Genomic DNA, 17,683 nt, shown 5'->3' on the forward strand with positions numbered 1-17,683 from the left:
CGCTCAGCTCTTCGCTGCGAGTTCCGACTCGTACTTCTTGGTCATGTGTTCGACGGCTGCCATCTGCCGAGCCGCATATTCTTCGCGCAACGAACGCGCGAGTGCGGCGGCCTCGAGCGGCTTGGCGGCCTGCTGCTGAAAATGCGGGAACACTTCCTGAGCGAAGAGCTCACATGACCTCAGGGTGTCTTGCGGATTAGCCCAATCATGGCCCATAAGCAGCATGCAACCGAACCCACCCGACTGGTCCCATAGCCGCTGCACCTGGTTGCGGGCCTGCTCTGGCGTACCGATCACTCCGACGCCACTGTCGTTGATGAAGTCGATCATCTCGTTGATGTGTTCACCCGACAAGGAGAACTGAGGGAATGCAGCGACGTGCTTGAAGTAGTCGAACCAGGCTTCGATGCCGAAGGCGACCTGGCGGTAGGCTTCCTCGCGGGTCTCGGCGATGTGGAACGGCCCGGTCAGCCACCAGTTCGACCGATCGGCGACATGCCCGGTCGCTGCTGCCCGCTCCTCTACGACATTCCAATGGTGGGCCAGTGCGTCGAATCCGTCCGCGGTCAGCGTCGCGCCGAGCGAGAGCAGTCCGATGCCGTGCATGCCCGCCAGCCGCGGGCCGGTCGGTGACGCCACCGCGGCGACCGCCAATTGGATTCCTTCGGTGGAATAGGCCCCAAGCTGCAGCTTCGCATCGATCAATTCATGAGTCTGCGTCTTTGCCGAGACGGTCTCGCCACGCAGCAACCGAGCCACGATATCCAAGTTGACCTCGAGCAGCTCGCGGCACTGTGTCGGATTCAATCCGATCATCTGCGAGTCGGTGGGCAACGACCCGGGCCCCATTCCGAAGATCGCACGTCCCCGAGTCAACTGGTCGAGCATCATGATGCGATCGGCGACCCACAGCGGATTGTGATAGGCCAGCGACACGACACCCGTCCCATATCGGATCTGCCGGGTTCGCTGAGCCGACGCCGCGATCATCATCTCCGGCGAGGCGATGATCTCGAATCCCGCCGAGTGGTGCTCGCCGAACCATGCCTCGTCGTACCCCATCCGGTCAAGGGCATCCACGAGGTCGAGGTCTCGGTTCAACGCCAGCGAGGGGTTCGTTCCGGGCAGATGGTACGGGGCGTTGAAGTATCCGAAACGTAGCCTGCTCATCGTCTTCTCCTGGATAGTCGAGGCTGCCTCAGGGGCAGCACGGGCGGGGTGATGGTCGGTCAGAACTTCGCTGAATCGCGTAGTGCCGAGCGTATCGTCGGTGTGACGGGGACTACAGTCCACAAAGGTGGACGATTGACCGTGGCCACCGAGTAGCCCTTGCCGAAGACTTCGTCAGTCGTGTTCGATGAGAGCGCGAGTCGCCCAGGAGGTGCGGATGCCAGACCAGACCGGGCCCGTGCCCACCGTCGAGATCGACCGAGCGGAGGCCGTGATCGATGCATGCCGGGCTGCGCGCTCACTGCCCGATCTCAAGTCGACTCTGATGACGGTTCTGCACGAGCACTACCACTGTCCCAACACGACATTCCTTGTCGGACATACCTTCCGGACCGCCTTCACCGACCCGGACACCGTGACGACCGGGCGGGTGACCACGGTTATCGACGAGTACCACGACCGTTGGCATCACTCCGACATCTTCGCCACACCGCAGGCTTTCGCCGCGCTCCGCAGACATTCCGCGATCAGTTACACGCAGCTTCGCCAACCGCCGGCGCAAGCCGTCGACTATGTGGACCGCTTCTTGTTTCGCAAGGACTTCCACAGTGCAACCGCTTTGCACTTCACGCTCGCCAACGACGCGCACGCGGTCGTCGGGCTCTTCGATTCCGCCGGCCACGATATGTCGCCGCACAAGCTCGCCGGTCTGACCCGCGTATCGAACGGCATCTCCGAACTGGCACGCACACTTCCCGGTCCTCCGGTGCGGCCCTGGCGCGATAGCCTCACCGCGCGCCAGCAAGAACTCACCGAATTGATCTGCGACGGCCACACCACCGAAGAGATCGCGATCATCCTCTCGATCACGACGGACACGGTCAAGAAATACGTCACCCGAATCTTCGCCGCCACCGGAGTTCGAAATCGGACCGAACTCGTGAAGCTGGTGTTCCAGGAGAAGATTTCGTTCACGACGCAATAGATTCTGCTATCCGGTCGTCTCCCGCTTGGCGAGTGCTCACGTCGCGGTAGCGTCTACCCCGTGAGCCTGGACGAAGTGCGTGCGCTGATGACGAGTGAGCAATCGGCCAGCGGGGCCGCGAAGACACTGCAGTATTATCTCGCCGATGCCGGCCCGGGATGGGCCGTCGTCGAGATGGAGCCGCAGAGCGAGCTACACGGCAACCTCAGCGGGAATGTGCAGGGCGGCGTGATCGCCGCGGTCATCGACTCCGCGCTGGGGTCGGCGCTGCGTACGGTGACCGAGCCCGGTCAGCGTTTCGTGACGCTGGATCTGTCGTGCCGCTACATCCGCGGAATCAAACCCGGAACCGGAACGGTGTCGGTGCGCGCGGAAGTGGAGCACGCGGGCCGGACGACCGGGACGGTCCGCGCGCAGGTGCACGACGGCACCGGGCGCCTGGTCGCGAGCGCGACGTCGACTCTGCTGCTGCTGAACCAGTAGGAGTCGTACACTCGAACGGTGGCCGGCCCCGCCAGCACCGACAACTATTACGACCTGGGAACCTATCGCCGCGACATCGACACGACGTCGCCCGACGCCCAGGTATGGTTCGGCCGCGGCCTTGTCTGGGCGTACGCATTCAATCATGAAGAAGCGATTCGCTGTTTTGAGCACGCTCTCACCTACGATCCCGGCTTGGCGATCGCCCATTGGGGCATCGCCTACGCGGTCGGACCGAACTACAACAAGGGCTGGGACGCCTTCGATCCCGTCGATCTCGCCGAGTCACTGCATCGCGCGCGGGCCGAGCTCGATCTCGCCGCCACCGGACGCGCCAACGACATCGAGCGCGGGCTGATTTCCAGCCTGCGCCAACGCTTTCCGAGCGACGACAACGCGCTGACCGCAGGGCACGCCGCCTACGCCGACGCGATGACCGGTCTTGCCGCCGCCTATCCCGGCGACCTCGACGTCGTCGCGCTGGCCGCCGACGCCCAGCTCAACGTCACCGCGTGGGCATTGTGGGACGGGCGAACGGGACTGGCCGCCAACGGATCACGGGTCGCCGACGCGATCGGCCTGCTCGAGTCCGCGCTGTCCACTCCTGCCGGTCGGTCCCACCCCGGCGTTCTGCATCTCTACCTCCACGCGATGGAGATGTCCGCGACGCCGGAGGCAGCGCTGCCGGCCGCAGATCTTCTGCGCGGACTGGTCCCCGACGCCGGACATCTGCAGCACATGCCCAGCCACATCGACGTGCTGTGCGGCAACTACCACGACGGCATCGTCGCGAATCAGGCTGCGGTACAAGCAGATCGAAAGTATCTCGCGGATCGGGGCGCGATCGACTTCTATGCGCTGTACCGCGCACACGATCTGCACTTCATCGTCTACTGCGCTATGTTCGCGGGCGATTCGGCGATTGCGCTCGAAGCAGCCGACGAATTGCGGGCACAGCTGACACCCGAGTTGTTGTCGGTGACCTCGCCGCCGATGGCAGACTGGCTGGAAGCCTTTGTGCCACTTCGGGTTCACGTGCTCATTCGATTCGGCCGATGGGCCGAATTGATCGCCTGCCCGCTGCCCGACGACGTCGCGCTGTATGCGACCACGTGCGCGACAGTGCATTACGGCCGCGGCATCGCCCTTGCGGCGACCGGCGACATCGAGGCGGCGAAGACCGCGCGGTCGGCGTTCGTCGCCGCCCACGCCGCGATCCCGGCGTCGCGCTATCTGTTCAACAATTCCTGCCGTGACATCCTGGCGGTGGCCGCGGCAATGCTCGACGGCGAAATCGCCTATCGGGAAGGCGATTTCGACGCCGCGTTGAGATATCTGCAGCGGGCCGTCGAGCTGGACGATGCTCTTCCCTACGACGAGCCGTGGGGCTGGATGCAGCCGACGCGCCATGCCTATGGTGCGCTGTTGCTCGAGCAGGGTCGCGTCGCGGAGGCGGCATCGGTATATGCCGCCGACCTCGGCTACGATCCCGCGGTCAGCCGCTCGAGTCACCACCCGAACAATGTGTGGAGCCTGCACGGCTATCACGAATGTCTGCAACGCCTCGGCCGCGACGACGAGGCGGTGATCGTCGGGCAGCAGCTGAAGTTGGCGCTGGCACGGGCAGATGTCCCGATCGAAGCGTCATGTGCGTGTCGGCTGTCGTCGGGCGGGTGTTGTTGAGGTAGGTCGCCGCTACCCCGTGTGCTCCACCGCTCCCGAGACCGCGACCGCCACCGCACCGGCAACGGCCGCGACGAAGGCGATCGCCGCGACCCAGCCCCATCCGGTGCGCACCGTGTCGCCGAGCAGCGCGATTCCGACGATGCCGGGAATCACGGTCTCGCCCACCACGAGCGCGGCCGCGGCACCGTTGACCGAGCCAGTCTGCAATGCAACGGTGAACAGGTAGAAGCCGCCGATTCCGCCGATCAACAGCGCGTAGGCGGCCGGGTCACTCAGCAGATGCCCGGCGTCGAACGGATCCACTCCGTCGAGAATCCGCACCGCAATCGCCATCAGACCGAAGAGGGCGCCGGCTCCCAGTCCGGCGAGTACCGCCACTCGTGCGCCGAGCCACAAGACCACTCCGAGACCGGCCCCGAGCACCACGATTCCGATGATCAGCACACCCCAATGAGTATGTGTGCCAACAGCTTTGTGCCCTTCACCGCCCGCCGCCAGCCCCAGTAGGACGAGTGCGGCGACTACGACGGCGATCGCTGTCCAATCGCGCGGGCGCAACCGCGTCCCCAGTACGACGATGCCCAGCAACGCGGTCACGATGAGGTTCGCGCTCATGATGGTCTGCGACAGAAACAGCGGAATCAGCCTGGCGGACACCAACGTTCCCACAAACCCGAGCCCGTCGAGAGCCATCCCGCTGAGATAGGAGACGGTCAAGACTGCGGCGAGCGTCGAACGCAACGTCGGCGCCGACGACGAGTCGTCCGAGACTTGCTGCGCGCCACGCGCCTGCAGTACCGAAGCAGTCCCATAGGCCAGTGCGGCCAGAACCGCGAAAAGTACGCCGACGATCATCGGGTCAACCTACTACCTCACCAATCAGCGTGGTTTCGACACGCTCGTCACTTCCGCTCCTCACGGCTCAACCAGCAGAGAAGGCTTGCAGTCGGTGAATCCAGACTCAACCAGCGGAGGGCCCGCCATCGATGGTTCCCGGCTCAACCGGCCTTTGGCGCGAGCACGTCGGTCCCGACGAACCGTGCGAGTTCCGGCGGGAGTTCGACACTGCCGTCGGACTGCTGATGGTTCTCCAGGATCGCAACGATCCATCGCGTCGTCGCAAGTGTGCCGTTCAGCGTCGCCGCGATCTGCGGTTTGCCGTCGTCGTCGCGGTAGCGGACCTGCAGGCGTCGGGCCTGGAAGGTCGTACAGTTCGACGTCGAGGTCAGTTCGCGGTAGGCGTTCTGCGTCGGCACCCACGCTTCGCAGTCGAATTTGCGCGCCGCCGAGCTGCCGAGGTCGCCGCCGGCGACGTCGATGACGCGGTACGGCACGTCGATCGCGGCGAGCATGTCCTTCTCCCAGTTGAGGAGCTTGAGGTGCTCGGCGTCGGCGTCCTCGGGCTTGCAGTAGATGAAGCCCTCGACCTTGTCGAACTGATGCACCCGGATGATGCCGCGGGTGTCTTTGCCGTAGCTGCCCGCCTCACGACGGAAACAGCTCGACCACCCCGCATACCGCTTGGGCCCCTCGGACAGGTCCAGGATCTCGTCGGAGTGGTAGCCGGCAAGCGGCACCTCCGACGTCCCGACGAGGTAGAGATCGTCGTCGGGCAGGTGGTAGATCTCGTCGGAGTGCGCGCCGAGGAAACCGGTGCCCGACATGATCTCCGGACGTACCAGGACCGGCGGGATCATCAGCGTGAAGCCGTTGGCGGTGGCCTTCTGCGCGGCCATGTTCAACAGCCCGAGCTGCAGCAGAGCGCCCTGCCCGGTCAAGAAGTAGAACCGCGAGCCGGACACCTTGGCGCCCCGCTCCATGTCGATCAGCCCCAGCGCCTCACCGAGTTCCAGATGATCCTTGGCATCGGGGATGTCGCGCGGTTCGCCGACGTGCTCGAGCACGACGTAGTCGTCCTCACCACCGGCCGGAGCGCCGTCCTGCACGATGTTGGAGATGGCTCGATGCGCCTGGGCCGCGTCGGCATCGGCCTGGTTCTGCCGCGCGACGGCCGCTTTCACCTGCTCGGCGAGTTCCTTGCCTTTGGCGAGCAGCGCGGTCTTCTCGTCGCCGCCTGCCTTGCCGACCTGCTTGCCGAGTGCCTTCTGCTCCGAGCGGAGCGAATCGGCCTCGACGATGGCCGAGCGCCGGGCGGCGTCGGCGTCGAGCAGCACGTCGACCAGGCCGGGGTCCTCGCCGCGTGTGCGCTGCGACTGCCGAACGAGATCAGGATTGTCGCGCAGAATCTTCAGGTCGATCACGGTTAGAAGCCTACTGGTCACGGCGTCGAGCACGACATTCGACATCGTCGTGGCGCGGGTTGCGACCGACGGGCCGATACACCAGGCATGATGGAGGACGATGACTGAGCAGAATTCTGCGCCCGACGCCGGGAATGACGCGGGCGGGACACATGAAACCGCGCAGCGGCGGACCGCGCCGTCGGGCTCCGGACGAGGTCACGTTCTCCGGGAACATCCGATCCGCGTCGTCCTGATCGGCGTCGTGATCGGGGCGGTCGCCATGGCCGTCACGGCGGTGTCGCTGGGATGGTTCTCCACCGCGGGCGACGTCGGCGGCACCAACATCGGCGAGAACGAGCGGCTGGCACAGAACGCCTTCACCGAGTCCGTTGCCGGTGACTGCCTCAACTGGCCCGATGGCAACCCGGGCAGCCCGGAGAAGGTGGACTGCACCGCCCAGCACCGGTTCGAGGTGGCCGGACCGATCGACGGGACGGTACTGCCCGGCGCCGAGTTCGGCACCAAAGCGGCCTGGCCCGGGGTCGCGCGGTTCGCCGCGATCCGTGACGAGCAATGCCCGGTGATGGTGTCGGAGTACCTCGGCGGCAAGCTCGACCCGCAGGGCCGTTTCTCGGTGGGGCTGATGTTTCCGTCGCAGGTCCAATGGGACAAGGGCGCGCGTCAACTGCGCTGCGGCCTGGAACAGCCCGGCCGGGACGGCGTTCAGACGCAGTTCTCCGGCAAGGTGAGCAACGTAGACCAATCCTTCGACTGGCCGCCGGGCACCTGCATCGGCATCGACACCGCGACCCGCAAACCGACGTCGACGGTGGTCAACTGCACCGAGAAGCACTCCTTCCAGACCACCGGCGTGATCGACCTCGGCGCACGCTTCGGCCCGCGACTGTCGGGCAAGCCGTGGCCCGGCATCGACGAGCAGAACAAGTTTCTCGGCTCCATCTGCCCGGGCCAGACGAATCGATTCCTGGGCGGCAAGGACAAGTTCGACAAGACGACGCTCAACGTGCAGTGGTCGACGGTCAGCGAAGTCAGCTGGCTCGCCGGCAGCCGTCGCGTCGTCTGCTACATCGGCCTGCCCGACGACGGTGGATTCGCCACCCTCGTCGGCGATGCCCGCTCGACGTTGCTGATCAACGGCAAGCTGCCCGTGCCCCCACCGGCAGCGCCGCCCGGCCGCGCACTCCCGACGCCGGTGCCGCAGGCCCCCGGGATCGCTCCGAACCCCCAGGAAGTCCCGGCGCCGGCCGGCGGCGGATAGGTCACCACGTGCCAGTTACCATGTCCGACAAGGACTTCGAGAACCTCGTCGGCGACGCTCTCGACGAGATTCCCACCGAGCTGACCGACCAGATGTCGAACGTGGTCATTCTCGTCGAACCGCATCACGAGACCTATTTTCACATCTTGGGTCTGTACCACGGCGTCGCGCTCACCGAACGCACCACCGAGTACGGCGGATTTCTGCCCGACACGATCACCATCTACCGCGACCCCATTCTCACCATGTGCCGCACCCGCGAACAGGTGGTCCACGAGGTGAAGGTGACAGTCGTTCACGAGGTGGCGCACCACTTCGGCATCAGCGACGCGTGGCTGCACGCCAACGGTTGGGGTTGACCTTCGACCTGGTCGAAGGACCATCGTCGTGCGTATGACACCAGAGCACCTGACGATCGGTACCTTCGCACGACTGTGCGGCCTTACCCCGAGCGCACTGCGCTTCTACGACGACGCGCGAGTGCTCGCACCCGCCGACGTCGACGACTCCAGCGGCTATCGCTACTACCTGCCCGACCAAGTGCCGACCGCCGTGCTCCTCCGGCAACTGCGCGAGGCGGGAATGTCGTTGGGAGACATCCGTGCCATCCTCGACGATCCGGCGTCGACGACGCGTCGCATCGATCGCCATCTCGCCGACCTGACGCAGCGACTCGCCGACGCCACCGCAGCCGCCGAGCGGGTGCGTGGTTCGGTGGAGCGCCACGTGCCACCGTGCGGCGGTCTGTCGGTGCCGGGGCCGCTGTTCGCGGCGTCGTGCGATCAGGTCCTGCCGGCAACTGTCGCGAATCCCGAACTGCCGGTTCTTGATTCGGTTCTGGTGGAGGCCGACGGCAACACCCTCACACTGACCGCGACCGATCGCTTTCGACTGACGTCGCGCACCCTGCAATCGCGAAGTGTCGGTGCGGATTTCGCGGCTGTCGTTGCTGCGGCGGCGGCGCGAACGCTCGCCGACTGGTCACGCCGCCAGCACCGAATCACATTGAGCCGCAACGGCACTGATGTCATCGTCACCGGCGACAGCGACGTCCGCCGCGTTCCGATCGTCGACGCCACATTCCCCGACTACCGGCTGATGCTCCGCTCGCTACCCACTCCGACGACGCGCGCCGTGGTCTCCCGAGATGCCTTGCTGCACCTGCTCGAACGCAGTCCGCGAACGATCCGGATGGTCGTGTCGTCGGACACGTTGTCGGTCGACGACGACGCCATCGCAGCGACTCTCACCGGCCCGCCGATCACCGTCGGCTTCGACGTCACTGTCCTGTATCCGACCGTGTGCAATGCCATCGGCGACGACGTCATGCTCGACTTCTCCGCGAATGATCAACCGCTGCAAGTCCGTTCGGCTGACGCCGGAGATCTGATCACCTTGGCGATGCCGATCCGGTTGCCCGACTGACCCGGCGTCGTCGACTTCGCGCCGGGAAACTCTCGTCAATTGCCGCGCCCGGGTGTTAAATCGAGAAATGGCGCGCACGGCTCGGGGCACCGCTATGAGAATCAATGCGCGCCTCGCCGCACTGATCCGCCGGGGAAACAAGGTACTCGCCGCGCTAGCCGTCGTCGGCGCAATCGTCGCCGTCGTCGGCGTGTACCTGGTTTGGCTGGTATCGGGAAAAGGCTGCCGCGATGTCACATTGTTCGCACAGTTCACCGGACTGCCGAATTCCGGTTCCGCGGCGAAGCTTCGGCAAACGCTCACCACCGGATGGGATTGCGCCGACGCCCCGCTGCAAACCGCATTGCTGGCCGACCTCGTGTTCGTCTTCGGTTGCTGGCTGTTGAGCACCGCCGTCGTACTCGGCGGGTGGTGGCGCTACGACGCACCCCGACTCGTCGCGACTGCCAAGTACATCCCATTGTTGCCGCTGGCCGTCGCGGCACTCGATCTCATCGAGAACGCGGTCACCGCACTCACTATCGGCGGGGGCACATTCGCGCGGCTCGGAGCGCACCCCATTGCGCGGTCGGTGATAACCACCGCGGCGTCGGCGAAATGGTTCCTCGCATTGATTCTGGTGATCGTCACGATAATGTCGGGGCTCGTCTGGATCTCACGACGCGACGAGACCATCGATGAACGCCCATGCACGCGTGGGTCGGCTCCGCTCTATCTCGGCGCTGCGACCGCGCAATCACCACTCACCGAATCCGACAGGGAACGACTCGCGCCCGCCGTCGAACTCAATGCCACGCTGGACGCCGATCCGCCCACGAGAAGGGATATCGGATTGTCGGCGAGCGGCGGCGGAATCCGCGCGACCGCATTCACCTTGGGAGTGATCGCCGAACTCGAATCTCACGGCGTAATGAAGTCGGTGACGCGGATCACCGCGGTGTCCGGCGGATCGTGGGGCGCCGCGGCCTGGGTATTGGCGAAGGCCGCCGACGCCGACCCGGCACGGGAGAGGGGATCGGGCGAGACGCCACTCACATCGTCGACGACGGCGTCCGCGGACGGCATCGACCGCCACACCGTCGCCGAGTCCGTCATAGACCGGCTGCTAGCGACCCCGACGGTGGCCGGCGGCGGTTCCGCAGGTTCCGACGAGCCGTGGATGTCTCGCCTGCGCTACCTGTTCAACGGACGCGGCGGAGTCCTCGGCCCCATCCTCTGGGTGGGACTCTGCACGCTGTCGACAGTGTTGCTCATCGTCGGGCTGACCTACCTCATCGCCTGGCTACCGGGTTACACGCTCGGCCGCACCTTCCTTTTCGGCGACACTTTTCACCCGTGTGATCGCATCGCACACGATATGCGGGACACCTGCACCGCTATTCCGGTCGACTGGCATAACCCGGGGATATACCTCGCCGTGATCGCCATTCTTGTTCTGCTGGGAACGAGTCTTTCCCGCTGGATTGCGGTCACCTGGAAGCCGAGTCTGATCCTCGCCTTCTTCGGCCTGGCGATCTTCTTCTACACCGCACTCATGCCTGCGTTCTTTTCTCTCGTTCAGCGTGGCGGTGTCTCCGGGAGCTTCCGCATAGCGTGGACCTACCTCCTGGCGACCGTCGGACTGAGTACGGTGGGCACCCAATTGTGGCGGACGTTCGGGGGCGAGATCACCGGTCGTCTCTCCGAGGCCGTCACGAGATATCTTCCTCGTCTGCTCGGCATCGTGCTCGCTGTCGTGACGACGATCGGTGGAGTATCGGTGCTCTATTTCACCGCGGTGTCGTCGGTTCCGCCACCGTCGAAGACCTCGATAACCATGGTGGTCTTCGCCGGTTTGCTAGGTGCGCTGTACTTGTTCGCCGGCCCCAGTCGTCCCTCCCTCAATCAGATCTTCAGCAAGAGACTCGGCCGAAGTTTCGACATAACCGCCGCGTTCCGCGGTCGACTCAGACCCGCGAATACGGCGGAATGGCAAGGGAGTTGGGCCTGGTTGCGTAACGTCGCGCAGACTGTTTCCGACGACGATTCGCCCCGGATCCCCGAATTGGTGCTCTGCTGCTCGCAGCAACGCAACGGCGTCGCGCCGGGCGGGCTGCCGGCGGAGTCGTTGACGATTTCGCAGTATCAGGTAACCCGTGGATATGAGCGGGAGCCGACCGCGGACTATCTCGCTCGCACGGCGTCGGTCCGCTATCTCGGGAAACTGCACGAGTACAAGCTCGATCTGGTCGCCCCGTGGCTCGCGGTCTCCGGCGCCGCGGTGTCGTCGGCGATGGGCCGCAAGAACCTCGGCAGCACCAATGCGGTACTCGCGGCCTTTCACGCCAATCTGGGGATCTGGATCCCCAACCTGCAGCCGCCGGGAAACCCCGCCTTGCCGATAGGTTCGCGGCCCAGGATCTCCTACATCCTCAAAGAGGTCCTCGGGTGGTACAACCCCACCGATCGGTACATCTTCGCCACCGACGGCGGGCACTGGGAGAACCTGGGGCTGATCGAGCAGTTGCGTGCGTCGCGGCGCACCATCGTCTGCATCGATTCCGGTGCAGATCCGCCGGGGTCATTCACGGCATTGCGCGAAGCGCTCGATCTCGCCACGCTCGAGTTGAACTACAAAGTCACCGTCGACGACCTCGAAGGTGCACTGACACAACTACTTCCGACGAACGGACGGCTCCCGGGCACCCTCGCCACCCGCATCGACTTCACCGTCGAGGTGACACCCGACCGGCCGAAGATCCACGGCCGGATCTACTACGCGAAGCTGCAGCTGTCCGCCGACATGCCGGCAGCCCTGCGCCTCTTCGCGAAAGAAGACCGCCGCTTCCCCAGCTATTCGACGCTGAATCAGTTCCTGTCCGACGAACAGTTCGCGCGACTGATCCAGGCGGGCCGACACGCCGGCCAGCTGCTCTGCGCCATGCTGGCGGAGGATCAGGTCGTGGGGCGGGGATGAGTCGGGGGAACTCGGAGAGCGGGGGGTGCCGAAGCGAGGAAAATTCGGCACCACCTCGCTCCCCGAGTGCCGAAGCGAGGAAGATTCGATACCCCCGCGCTCCCCGAGTGCCGAAGCGAAGAAGATTCGATACCCCCTCGCTCCCCGAGTGCCGAAGCGAGGAAGATTCGATACCCCTCGCTCCCCGAGTGCCGAAGCGAGGAAGATTCGGCACCACCTCGCTCCCCGAGTGCCGAAGCGAGGAAGATTCGATACCCCCTCGCTCCCCGAGTGCCGAAGCGAGGAACGAGCTTCGGTGTAACGAGGGGTCGGCGAGCCGAAAAACCCAACTGGAGAACGAACTTCGGTGTCTCGCGAAGAGCAGCCGAGACTTTGCAGACCCGACGCAACCCCACGGACCGCAAGAATTTCATTCCAAAACTCCTTGGCCTGGCTGATCCGTCACCTCACCAAACCCCTCGTTACACCGAAGCTCGCAAGCTCGCTACGGCACTCGGGGAACGGGGGGTTACCCAAGCTCGCGAGCTCACGTCGGCACTCGGGGAACGGGGTCACCGAAGCTCGCGAGCTCACGTCGGCACTCGGGGAACGGGGATTCGGCGCTCAGAGATCGGTCTGCTATCCCATGGCGTCGACCCCGCCGACTGGCCTTTCCGTCGGGCCCCCTCGCTCCCCGAGTGCCGAAGCGAGGAACGAGCTTCGGTGTAACGAGGGGTCGGCGAGCCGAAAAAGCCCAACTAGGGAACGAACTTCGGTATCTCGCGAAGAGCAGCCGAGACTACAGACCCGACGCAAACGCCCACGGACCACGAGAATTTCATTCCGAAACTCCTTGGCCTGGCTGATCCGTCATCTCACCAAACCCCTCGTTACACCGAAGCTCGTTCCTCGCTTCGGCACTCGGGGAGCGGGGGTTACACCGAAGCTCGCAAGCTCGCTACGGCACTCGGGGAGCGGGGGGTTACCCAAGCTCGCAAGCTCACGTCGGCACTCGGGGTCACCATAGCTCGCAAGCTCGCTACGGCGCTCGGGGAACGGGGATTCGGCACTCGGAGATCGGTCTGCTATCCCATCGGGTCGCCTTCGGGCGAATCCTCTTCTCCCTCAGTCTGGAACGGGGCGACCCGCGTACCCCACCGCCGACAGATCCACGCACCTTCGGCGTATTCCAACTCGATCGACTGGGTGTTCTCCAGATGGTTCCGCATCGCGAAGTCGGCGTCGATGCCGGCGAGTTTCGCTGCCGCCAACCTGATCGCGGCGCCATGGCTCACCAGATAGACGTCACGGTCGGCGCCGTCGGTGAAATACTGTTGTGCCACACCGTCAATCGCGGCGAGATAGCGGTCGTAGACCTCGCGTAGCGATTCACCGCCGGGCACGGCGACGTCGATTTCGCCGTCCAGCCACCGTTTGACCGTCCCCGCGAACACCTCGTGCGACGCCCGGTCGAAGTTGTCCTCCAGATCGCCGGCCTGCACTTCGAAGACACCGTCGACCAAGCCGCGGTCGATGCCCCACACCATGGCGGCGATCTCCGCCGTCTGCTGCGCGCGGCGCGCGTGCGAACTCAGCAACACCGCCGCGGAGGTGATCGGCGTCCGCAGCGCGAATTGTGCGGCCTGCCGTGCACCGAAGTCGGTGAGCCCAGCGCCGGGGAGGCGGGTGTCCAAGCGGCGCATGACATTCGACGTCGTCTCACCATGGCGGACCAAGAACAATCGCGACACTAATTCTCTCCTCGTCGTAGCGACTCGTACCACTGCACGCTCTCGCTGTGGTCGGGCGGCTGCGCACCGAGTTGCCCTCGGTCGGCGGGCCAGGATCCCAGAAACACCACGCTGTCCGATCCGCGGTGCAGTGCGCGCAGCGTCTCGCCGACGGCGTCGTCGTCGAGATGACCGACGGCGTCGAGGAAGAACCGGTAGTGCGCCGAGCGCGACGGCATCGCCCGTCCGTCGACTGAGCGCTCGACGACGCCGCCGCGTCGGGGCCGCGACTCGATTCGGGTGAGATCCACTCCGCGCGTGGCGAATTCGTTCATCGCCGACATCAGGCTGCCCGGCTCGTTCGGAAGGTTGAGGATGACCGCGGTGCGGTCGGCGCCCGACGGCGGGTCCGGCGGAGCGGGTCTGCCGACGAGAAGGAAGCGGGTAGCGGCGTCGTCCGCGTCGGCGACGCCGTCGGCGAGCGCGACCAGCCCCAATGCCTGTGCCGCCGGTCTGGTGGTGACCCCGGCGTCAGCGAGGCCGTTCGAGACATCTTGTGCCGCAGCGGCATTCGATGATGCGACGATGAAATCGGCATTCGGGAACAGCCGAGCGACCGTCTCGCGGACCTGCGCTGATGCCACCGGGTACGCGGCGACGGTTCGCACGGCGTCGGGCTGCAACGGCGTCGCGGCGGCGATGGTGAAGGCGATGTCGAGGATCACCTCGGCGAATACCTGGACACGTACGCCGTCGACCGGCACGAGCGCATCCATCGTCGCCGGAACTGATCCTTCGAGGGAACTCTCGATCGGCACGCAGGCGAAATCCGCGGCCCCCGAGCGCACCATCGCGATGGCCGCGGGCGGATTGGGCGCGGCGACCCGCTCGATGTCCGCGTCGGCGGCGTCGAGCAACGCGACCGGTCGACGACCCGCCAGGATCGCGTCGAGTGCCATCTCGGTGAAGGTTCGAGCGGGACCGAAATAGGCGATGACAGGCACGACGTTCAGGGTAGCCGGTCACCAACTGCCAGGGTCGTGGCTTAGGCTTCGGCTATGCCGTCAACCCGTCCATTACATCGGCAGCCCACCGCGCTGGCTGCGGTCTTCGCCGGCGGAGTCGTCGGCACCGCCGCCCGCTACTTCCTCGAGTTGGCGTTTCCGCCGGCACAGGGTGGCTGGCCGTGGGCCACGTTCTGCATCAATCTCGGCGGAGCCGCACTGCTCGGACTCATCTCAGCGATTCTGGTTGCCGGAGCCGACGACTCGCCGGTCCGGCAGCGGCTACGACTCTTCGCCGCAACCGGCTGCTGCGGCGCCTTCACCACCTACAGCACCTTCGCCCTCGAACAGACCAATCTGTGGCGACACGGCGCTCCGGTGGTCGCGGTGACGTATGCGGCGGTGTCGGTCGCCGGCGGTGTGCTGGCCGCCTGGGCCGGCTTCTCCCTGGGCAACGTCGTGAGCGCCTGGAGCGAGCAGTGATCGCCGTCGCCGCGATCCTGTGCGGCGCGCTCGGCGCAGTGACGCGATTCATCGTCGACGCCGCGGTCCGCCCGCGGGTCATCTTTCCGCTCGCGACACTCTTCATCAACATCACCGGTTCCGCCCTGCTCGGCGTGCTGGCGGGATTGGTCATGTTCCACGGCGCCCCGAGCGCGGTGACGACGATCATCGGAACCGGATTCTGCGGCGGTTACACGACTTTCAGTACCGCGAGCCTGGAGACGATGACTCTCGCGCGGGAGCGTCGCCAATGGCGGTCGGTCGCGTATGCGGTCGTCTCCGTCGTCGGGTCGGTCCTGGCGTGCGCGGCGGGCATGTTGCTGGTGTGAGTTAGGTTCGCGCTGAACGGGAACATTGACGCGCGCTTCATTCGCGTTTAGGTTAGGGTTACCTTCCTAGCGGATCCGCCGCACGAGTTCATCGAATGAGGAGCCCATGACCCACGTCGCGCATTCCCAGCCCTCCGATGCCGAGGCAATCCAGACCGCGTGCCGTCGAGTCAGCAGCGCCACCCTCGCCGTCGGCGCTTCCGGACCGTTCACCGTCAACGTCGTACATCTCTTCGAGTCGCAGGCATTCGTTCTCGTGCCGTCCGACCGCGCTGCCGCCGTCGTCGCCGGTGACGACCCCAACGGTGTCGCGGCACTACTGGAGATCACCGATCACGCGCCCATCGACCTGCGCGAACAAGTACGCGCGCTGATTTGGCTGAGCGGCACCCTCTACCCCGTGCCCGACGAACTGCAGCGCGACCTCGCCGTCGAGATCGCCACCGACCACCCCGACGACGGACTCCTCGATATCGGCCACGGCTACTCGCTGCTGCGCCTGCAGGTCGACAGCGCCGTCATCGCCAACAGCAGCGGTGCGGCGTCGGTCCCGGCGCCGGTACTCGCCGACGCCGAGCCCGACCCGTTCTGGGAGTACGAGAGCGGCTGGATCGCTCATCTGGACAGTGATCACGGTGATCTCGTGGGCCAGCTGGCCCGTAAGCTTCCCACCGAGTTGCGAACCGGGCGGGTACGCCCCCTCGGCCTCGACCGCTTCGGCCTTCGGTTCCGCATCGAAGGGCCCGACGGCGACTCCGACGTCCGGATGTCCTTCCCGCAGCCGGTCGAGACCGTGTGGGAGCTGTCGACGGCACTGCGCGCACTCGCCGGATGCCCCTACATCAACAGCTTCATGTGAGCCCTGGGGCTTAGGCTGGCACGGTGCTGCGCGCCCTGCTCGTCCCTCCGCCCCAAACCACAGTCGACGTCGTGCGGGATCCGACCCAGCGTCGTGGGCTCGTCATCGAACTGGTCATCGTCGGAATATTGACGTTCGGCTTCTCTGCTGTCTACGCGATCCTGTCACTGATCGAAGCGCAACTCGGCGCCGGGATCGCCCACACCACCGTCGCGCTCAATCCAACCCGGTCGACCAACGGCGCAATCGACTTCACTCGCCAGGTGATGAGTGCGATTCGACTCGGCGCCATCGCGTCGCTCGGCATATACCTGTTGTGGCGCAGCGGGATCCGCCTCAATCGGGTAGGTCTGGCGCGGCGGCCGGCGGGCGCCGACGTTCCGCCCGGATTGATTCTCGCGGCCGTCATCGGACTACCCGGAATCGGCCTGCTGGCACTGTCCCGGCTGCTGGGAATCAACGCACAATTGATTGCCAGCCCGACCGACGGTCCGTGGTGGCAGCTGCCGGTGCTCATTCTGATCGCAATCGGCAATGCCGTCGCCGAAGAAGTCGTCGTCGTCGCATACTTCATCACGCGGCTGCGTCAGCTGGGCGCTGGCGAGAACTCGGCGCTGGCCGCGAGTGCGGTGCTGCGAGGTGGCTACCACCTGTATCAGGGCGTGGGCGCCGGTGTGGGAAATCTGTTGATGGGCTTGATCTTCGGCCGCTACTTCCAGCGAACCGATCGCACCTGGCCGTTGGTGATCGCGCACGCGACAATCGACGTCGTCGCGTTCGTGGGTTACGCATTGCTCGCCGATCACCTCGGGTTCTTGAAGTGAGGTAGTGACTTTTCGGCTTGTGGGCTTCTGGCGGTGGCTCATATCGCTGGTTCAGCTGGACCCTCCGATGGTGGACCCATCTGGCTGGTTGAGCCGGTCCGAGCGCTACAGCTAGCCGCGGTCCGTGTCGAAATCACGGTGACACAATCGGTTTCGCACATCGGGCCGGTTGTCGCATCGTCGTGGATTGTCGGCGTCAGTTGCTTGGTTTCGACTCGCTGCGCTCG

Annotated in this window: 16 protein-coding genes; 11 read left to right on the plus strand and 5 right to left on the minus strand. The window is 65.4% G+C overall.

Annotated features, from left to right (window positions below):
- Nucleotides 1-3 precede the first annotated feature (3 nt).
- On the minus strand, nt 4-1,170 hold the full coding sequence (locus tag HH308_RS24340; RefSeq protein ID WP_170196854.1) for an LLM class flavin-dependent oxidoreductase: 1,167 nt from the start codon (nt 1,168-1,170) through the stop codon (nt 4-6).
- 217 nt (nt 1,171-1,387) lie between these two features.
- Between HH308_RS24340 and HH308_RS24345 the strand changes: the two genes are divergently transcribed.
- The 3 genes from HH308_RS24345 to HH308_RS24355 are packed head-to-tail and all read left to right on the plus strand — an operon-like array spanning nt 1,388 to nt 4,321.
- Complete coding sequence (locus HH308_RS24345; RefSeq protein WP_170196855.1) at nt 1,388-2,155, plus strand: helix-turn-helix transcriptional regulator; 768 nt, start codon at nt 1,388-1,390, stop codon at nt 2,153-2,155.
- Nucleotides 2,156-2,215: 60 nt separating this feature from the next.
- Nucleotides 2,216-2,638 (plus strand): PaaI family thioesterase, encoded by a 423-nt coding sequence (locus HH308_RS24350; RefSeq protein WP_170196856.1) that lies wholly within the window; start codon nt 2,216-2,218, stop codon nt 2,636-2,638.
- Nucleotides 2,639-2,656: 18 nt separating this feature from the next.
- Entirely contained in the window at nt 2,657-4,321 is a 1,665-nt protein-coding gene (locus HH308_RS24355; RefSeq protein ID WP_170196857.1) for a tetratricopeptide repeat protein, read from the plus strand.
- Nucleotides 4,322-4,333: 12 nt separating this feature from the next.
- On the opposite strand, the gene HH308_RS24360 is transcribed toward HH308_RS24355, so the two are convergent.
- Both HH308_RS24360 and serS read right to left on the minus strand, forming a co-directional pair.
- Nucleotides 4,334-5,179, minus strand: coding sequence for a DMT family protein (locus HH308_RS24360; RefSeq protein ID WP_170196858.1), 846 nt, complete (start codon nt 5,177-5,179; stop codon nt 4,334-4,336).
- A 143-nt stretch (nt 5,180-5,322) separates the two neighbouring features.
- Complete coding sequence (gene serS / locus HH308_RS24365; protein ID WP_170196859.1) at nt 5,323-6,585, minus strand: serine--tRNA ligase; 1,263 nt, start codon at nt 6,583-6,585, stop codon at nt 5,323-5,325.
- Nucleotides 6,586-6,685: 100 nt separating this feature from the next.
- Between serS and HH308_RS24370 the strand changes: the two genes are divergently transcribed.
- The 4 genes from HH308_RS24370 (at nt 6,686) to HH308_RS24385 (ending at nt 12,227) form a co-directional block, all read left to right on the plus strand.
- The gene (locus tag HH308_RS24370; RefSeq protein WP_170196860.1) at nt 6,686-7,846 is read left to right on the plus strand and encodes a septum formation family protein; all 1,161 of its coding nucleotides are present in this window, start codon (nt 6,686-6,688) and stop codon (nt 7,844-7,846) included.
- A gap of 8 nt (nt 7,847-7,854) precedes the next feature.
- Entirely contained in the window at nt 7,855-8,205 is a 351-nt protein-coding gene (locus tag HH308_RS24375; protein ID WP_170196861.1) for a metallopeptidase family protein, read from the plus strand.
- A gap of 34 nt (nt 8,206-8,239) precedes the next feature.
- Nucleotides 8,240-9,271, plus strand: a complete 1,032-nt coding sequence (locus HH308_RS24380) for a DNA polymerase III subunit beta family protein (RefSeq protein WP_170196862.1) — start codon at nt 8,240-8,242, stop codon at nt 9,269-9,271.
- A 94-nt stretch (nt 9,272-9,365) separates the two neighbouring features.
- Entirely contained in the window at nt 9,366-12,227 is a 2,862-nt protein-coding gene (locus tag HH308_RS24385) for a hypothetical protein (protein ID WP_170196863.1), read from the plus strand.
- Between the two features lie 1,064 nt (nt 12,228-13,291).
- Here the strand turns inward: HH308_RS24385 and HH308_RS24390 are convergent.
- Together HH308_RS24390 and pheA are read right to left on the minus strand one after the other, a co-directional pair.
- Complete coding sequence (locus HH308_RS24390; protein ID WP_170196864.1) at nt 13,292-13,957, minus strand: histidine phosphatase family protein; 666 nt, start codon at nt 13,955-13,957, stop codon at nt 13,292-13,294.
- A complete protein-coding gene (gene pheA, locus HH308_RS24395; RefSeq protein WP_170196865.1) occupies nt 13,957-14,940 on the minus strand; it encodes a prephenate dehydratase in 984 nt (327 codons plus the stop codon). Before pheA ends, HH308_RS24390 begins: the two co-directional genes overlap by 1 nt.
- A 54-nt stretch (nt 14,941-14,994) precedes the next feature.
- On the opposite strand from pheA, the gene crcB (HH308_RS24400) reads away from it, so the two are divergent.
- The 4 genes from crcB (HH308_RS24400) (at nt 14,995) to HH308_RS24415 (ending at nt 17,456) form a co-directional block, all read left to right on the plus strand.
- A complete protein-coding gene (gene crcB / locus HH308_RS24400; protein ID WP_170196866.1) occupies nt 14,995-15,423 on the plus strand; it encodes a fluoride efflux transporter CrcB in 429 nt (142 codons plus the stop codon).
- The gene (gene crcB, locus HH308_RS24405; protein WP_170196867.1) at nt 15,420-15,773 is read left to right on the plus strand and encodes a fluoride efflux transporter CrcB; all 354 of its coding nucleotides are present in this window, start codon (nt 15,420-15,422) and stop codon (nt 15,771-15,773) included. The genes crcB (HH308_RS24400) and crcB (HH308_RS24405) overlap by 4 nt, the downstream gene beginning before the upstream one ends.
- A gap of 106 nt (nt 15,774-15,879) precedes the next feature.
- Nucleotides 15,880-16,632, plus strand: a complete 753-nt coding sequence (locus HH308_RS24410) for a DUF2470 domain-containing protein (protein ID WP_170196868.1) — start codon at nt 15,880-15,882, stop codon at nt 16,630-16,632.
- A 71-nt stretch (nt 16,633-16,703) separates the two neighbouring features.
- Nucleotides 16,704-17,456, plus strand: coding sequence for a CPBP family intramembrane glutamic endopeptidase (locus tag HH308_RS24415; protein ID WP_312870839.1), 753 nt, complete (start codon nt 16,704-16,706; stop codon nt 17,454-17,456).
- Nucleotides 17,457-17,683: the final 227 nt, after the last annotated feature.

Source organism: Gordonia asplenii (assembly GCF_012933505.1).
Taxonomy (GTDB): domain Bacteria; phylum Actinomycetota; class Actinomycetes; order Mycobacteriales; family Mycobacteriaceae; genus Gordonia; species Gordonia asplenii.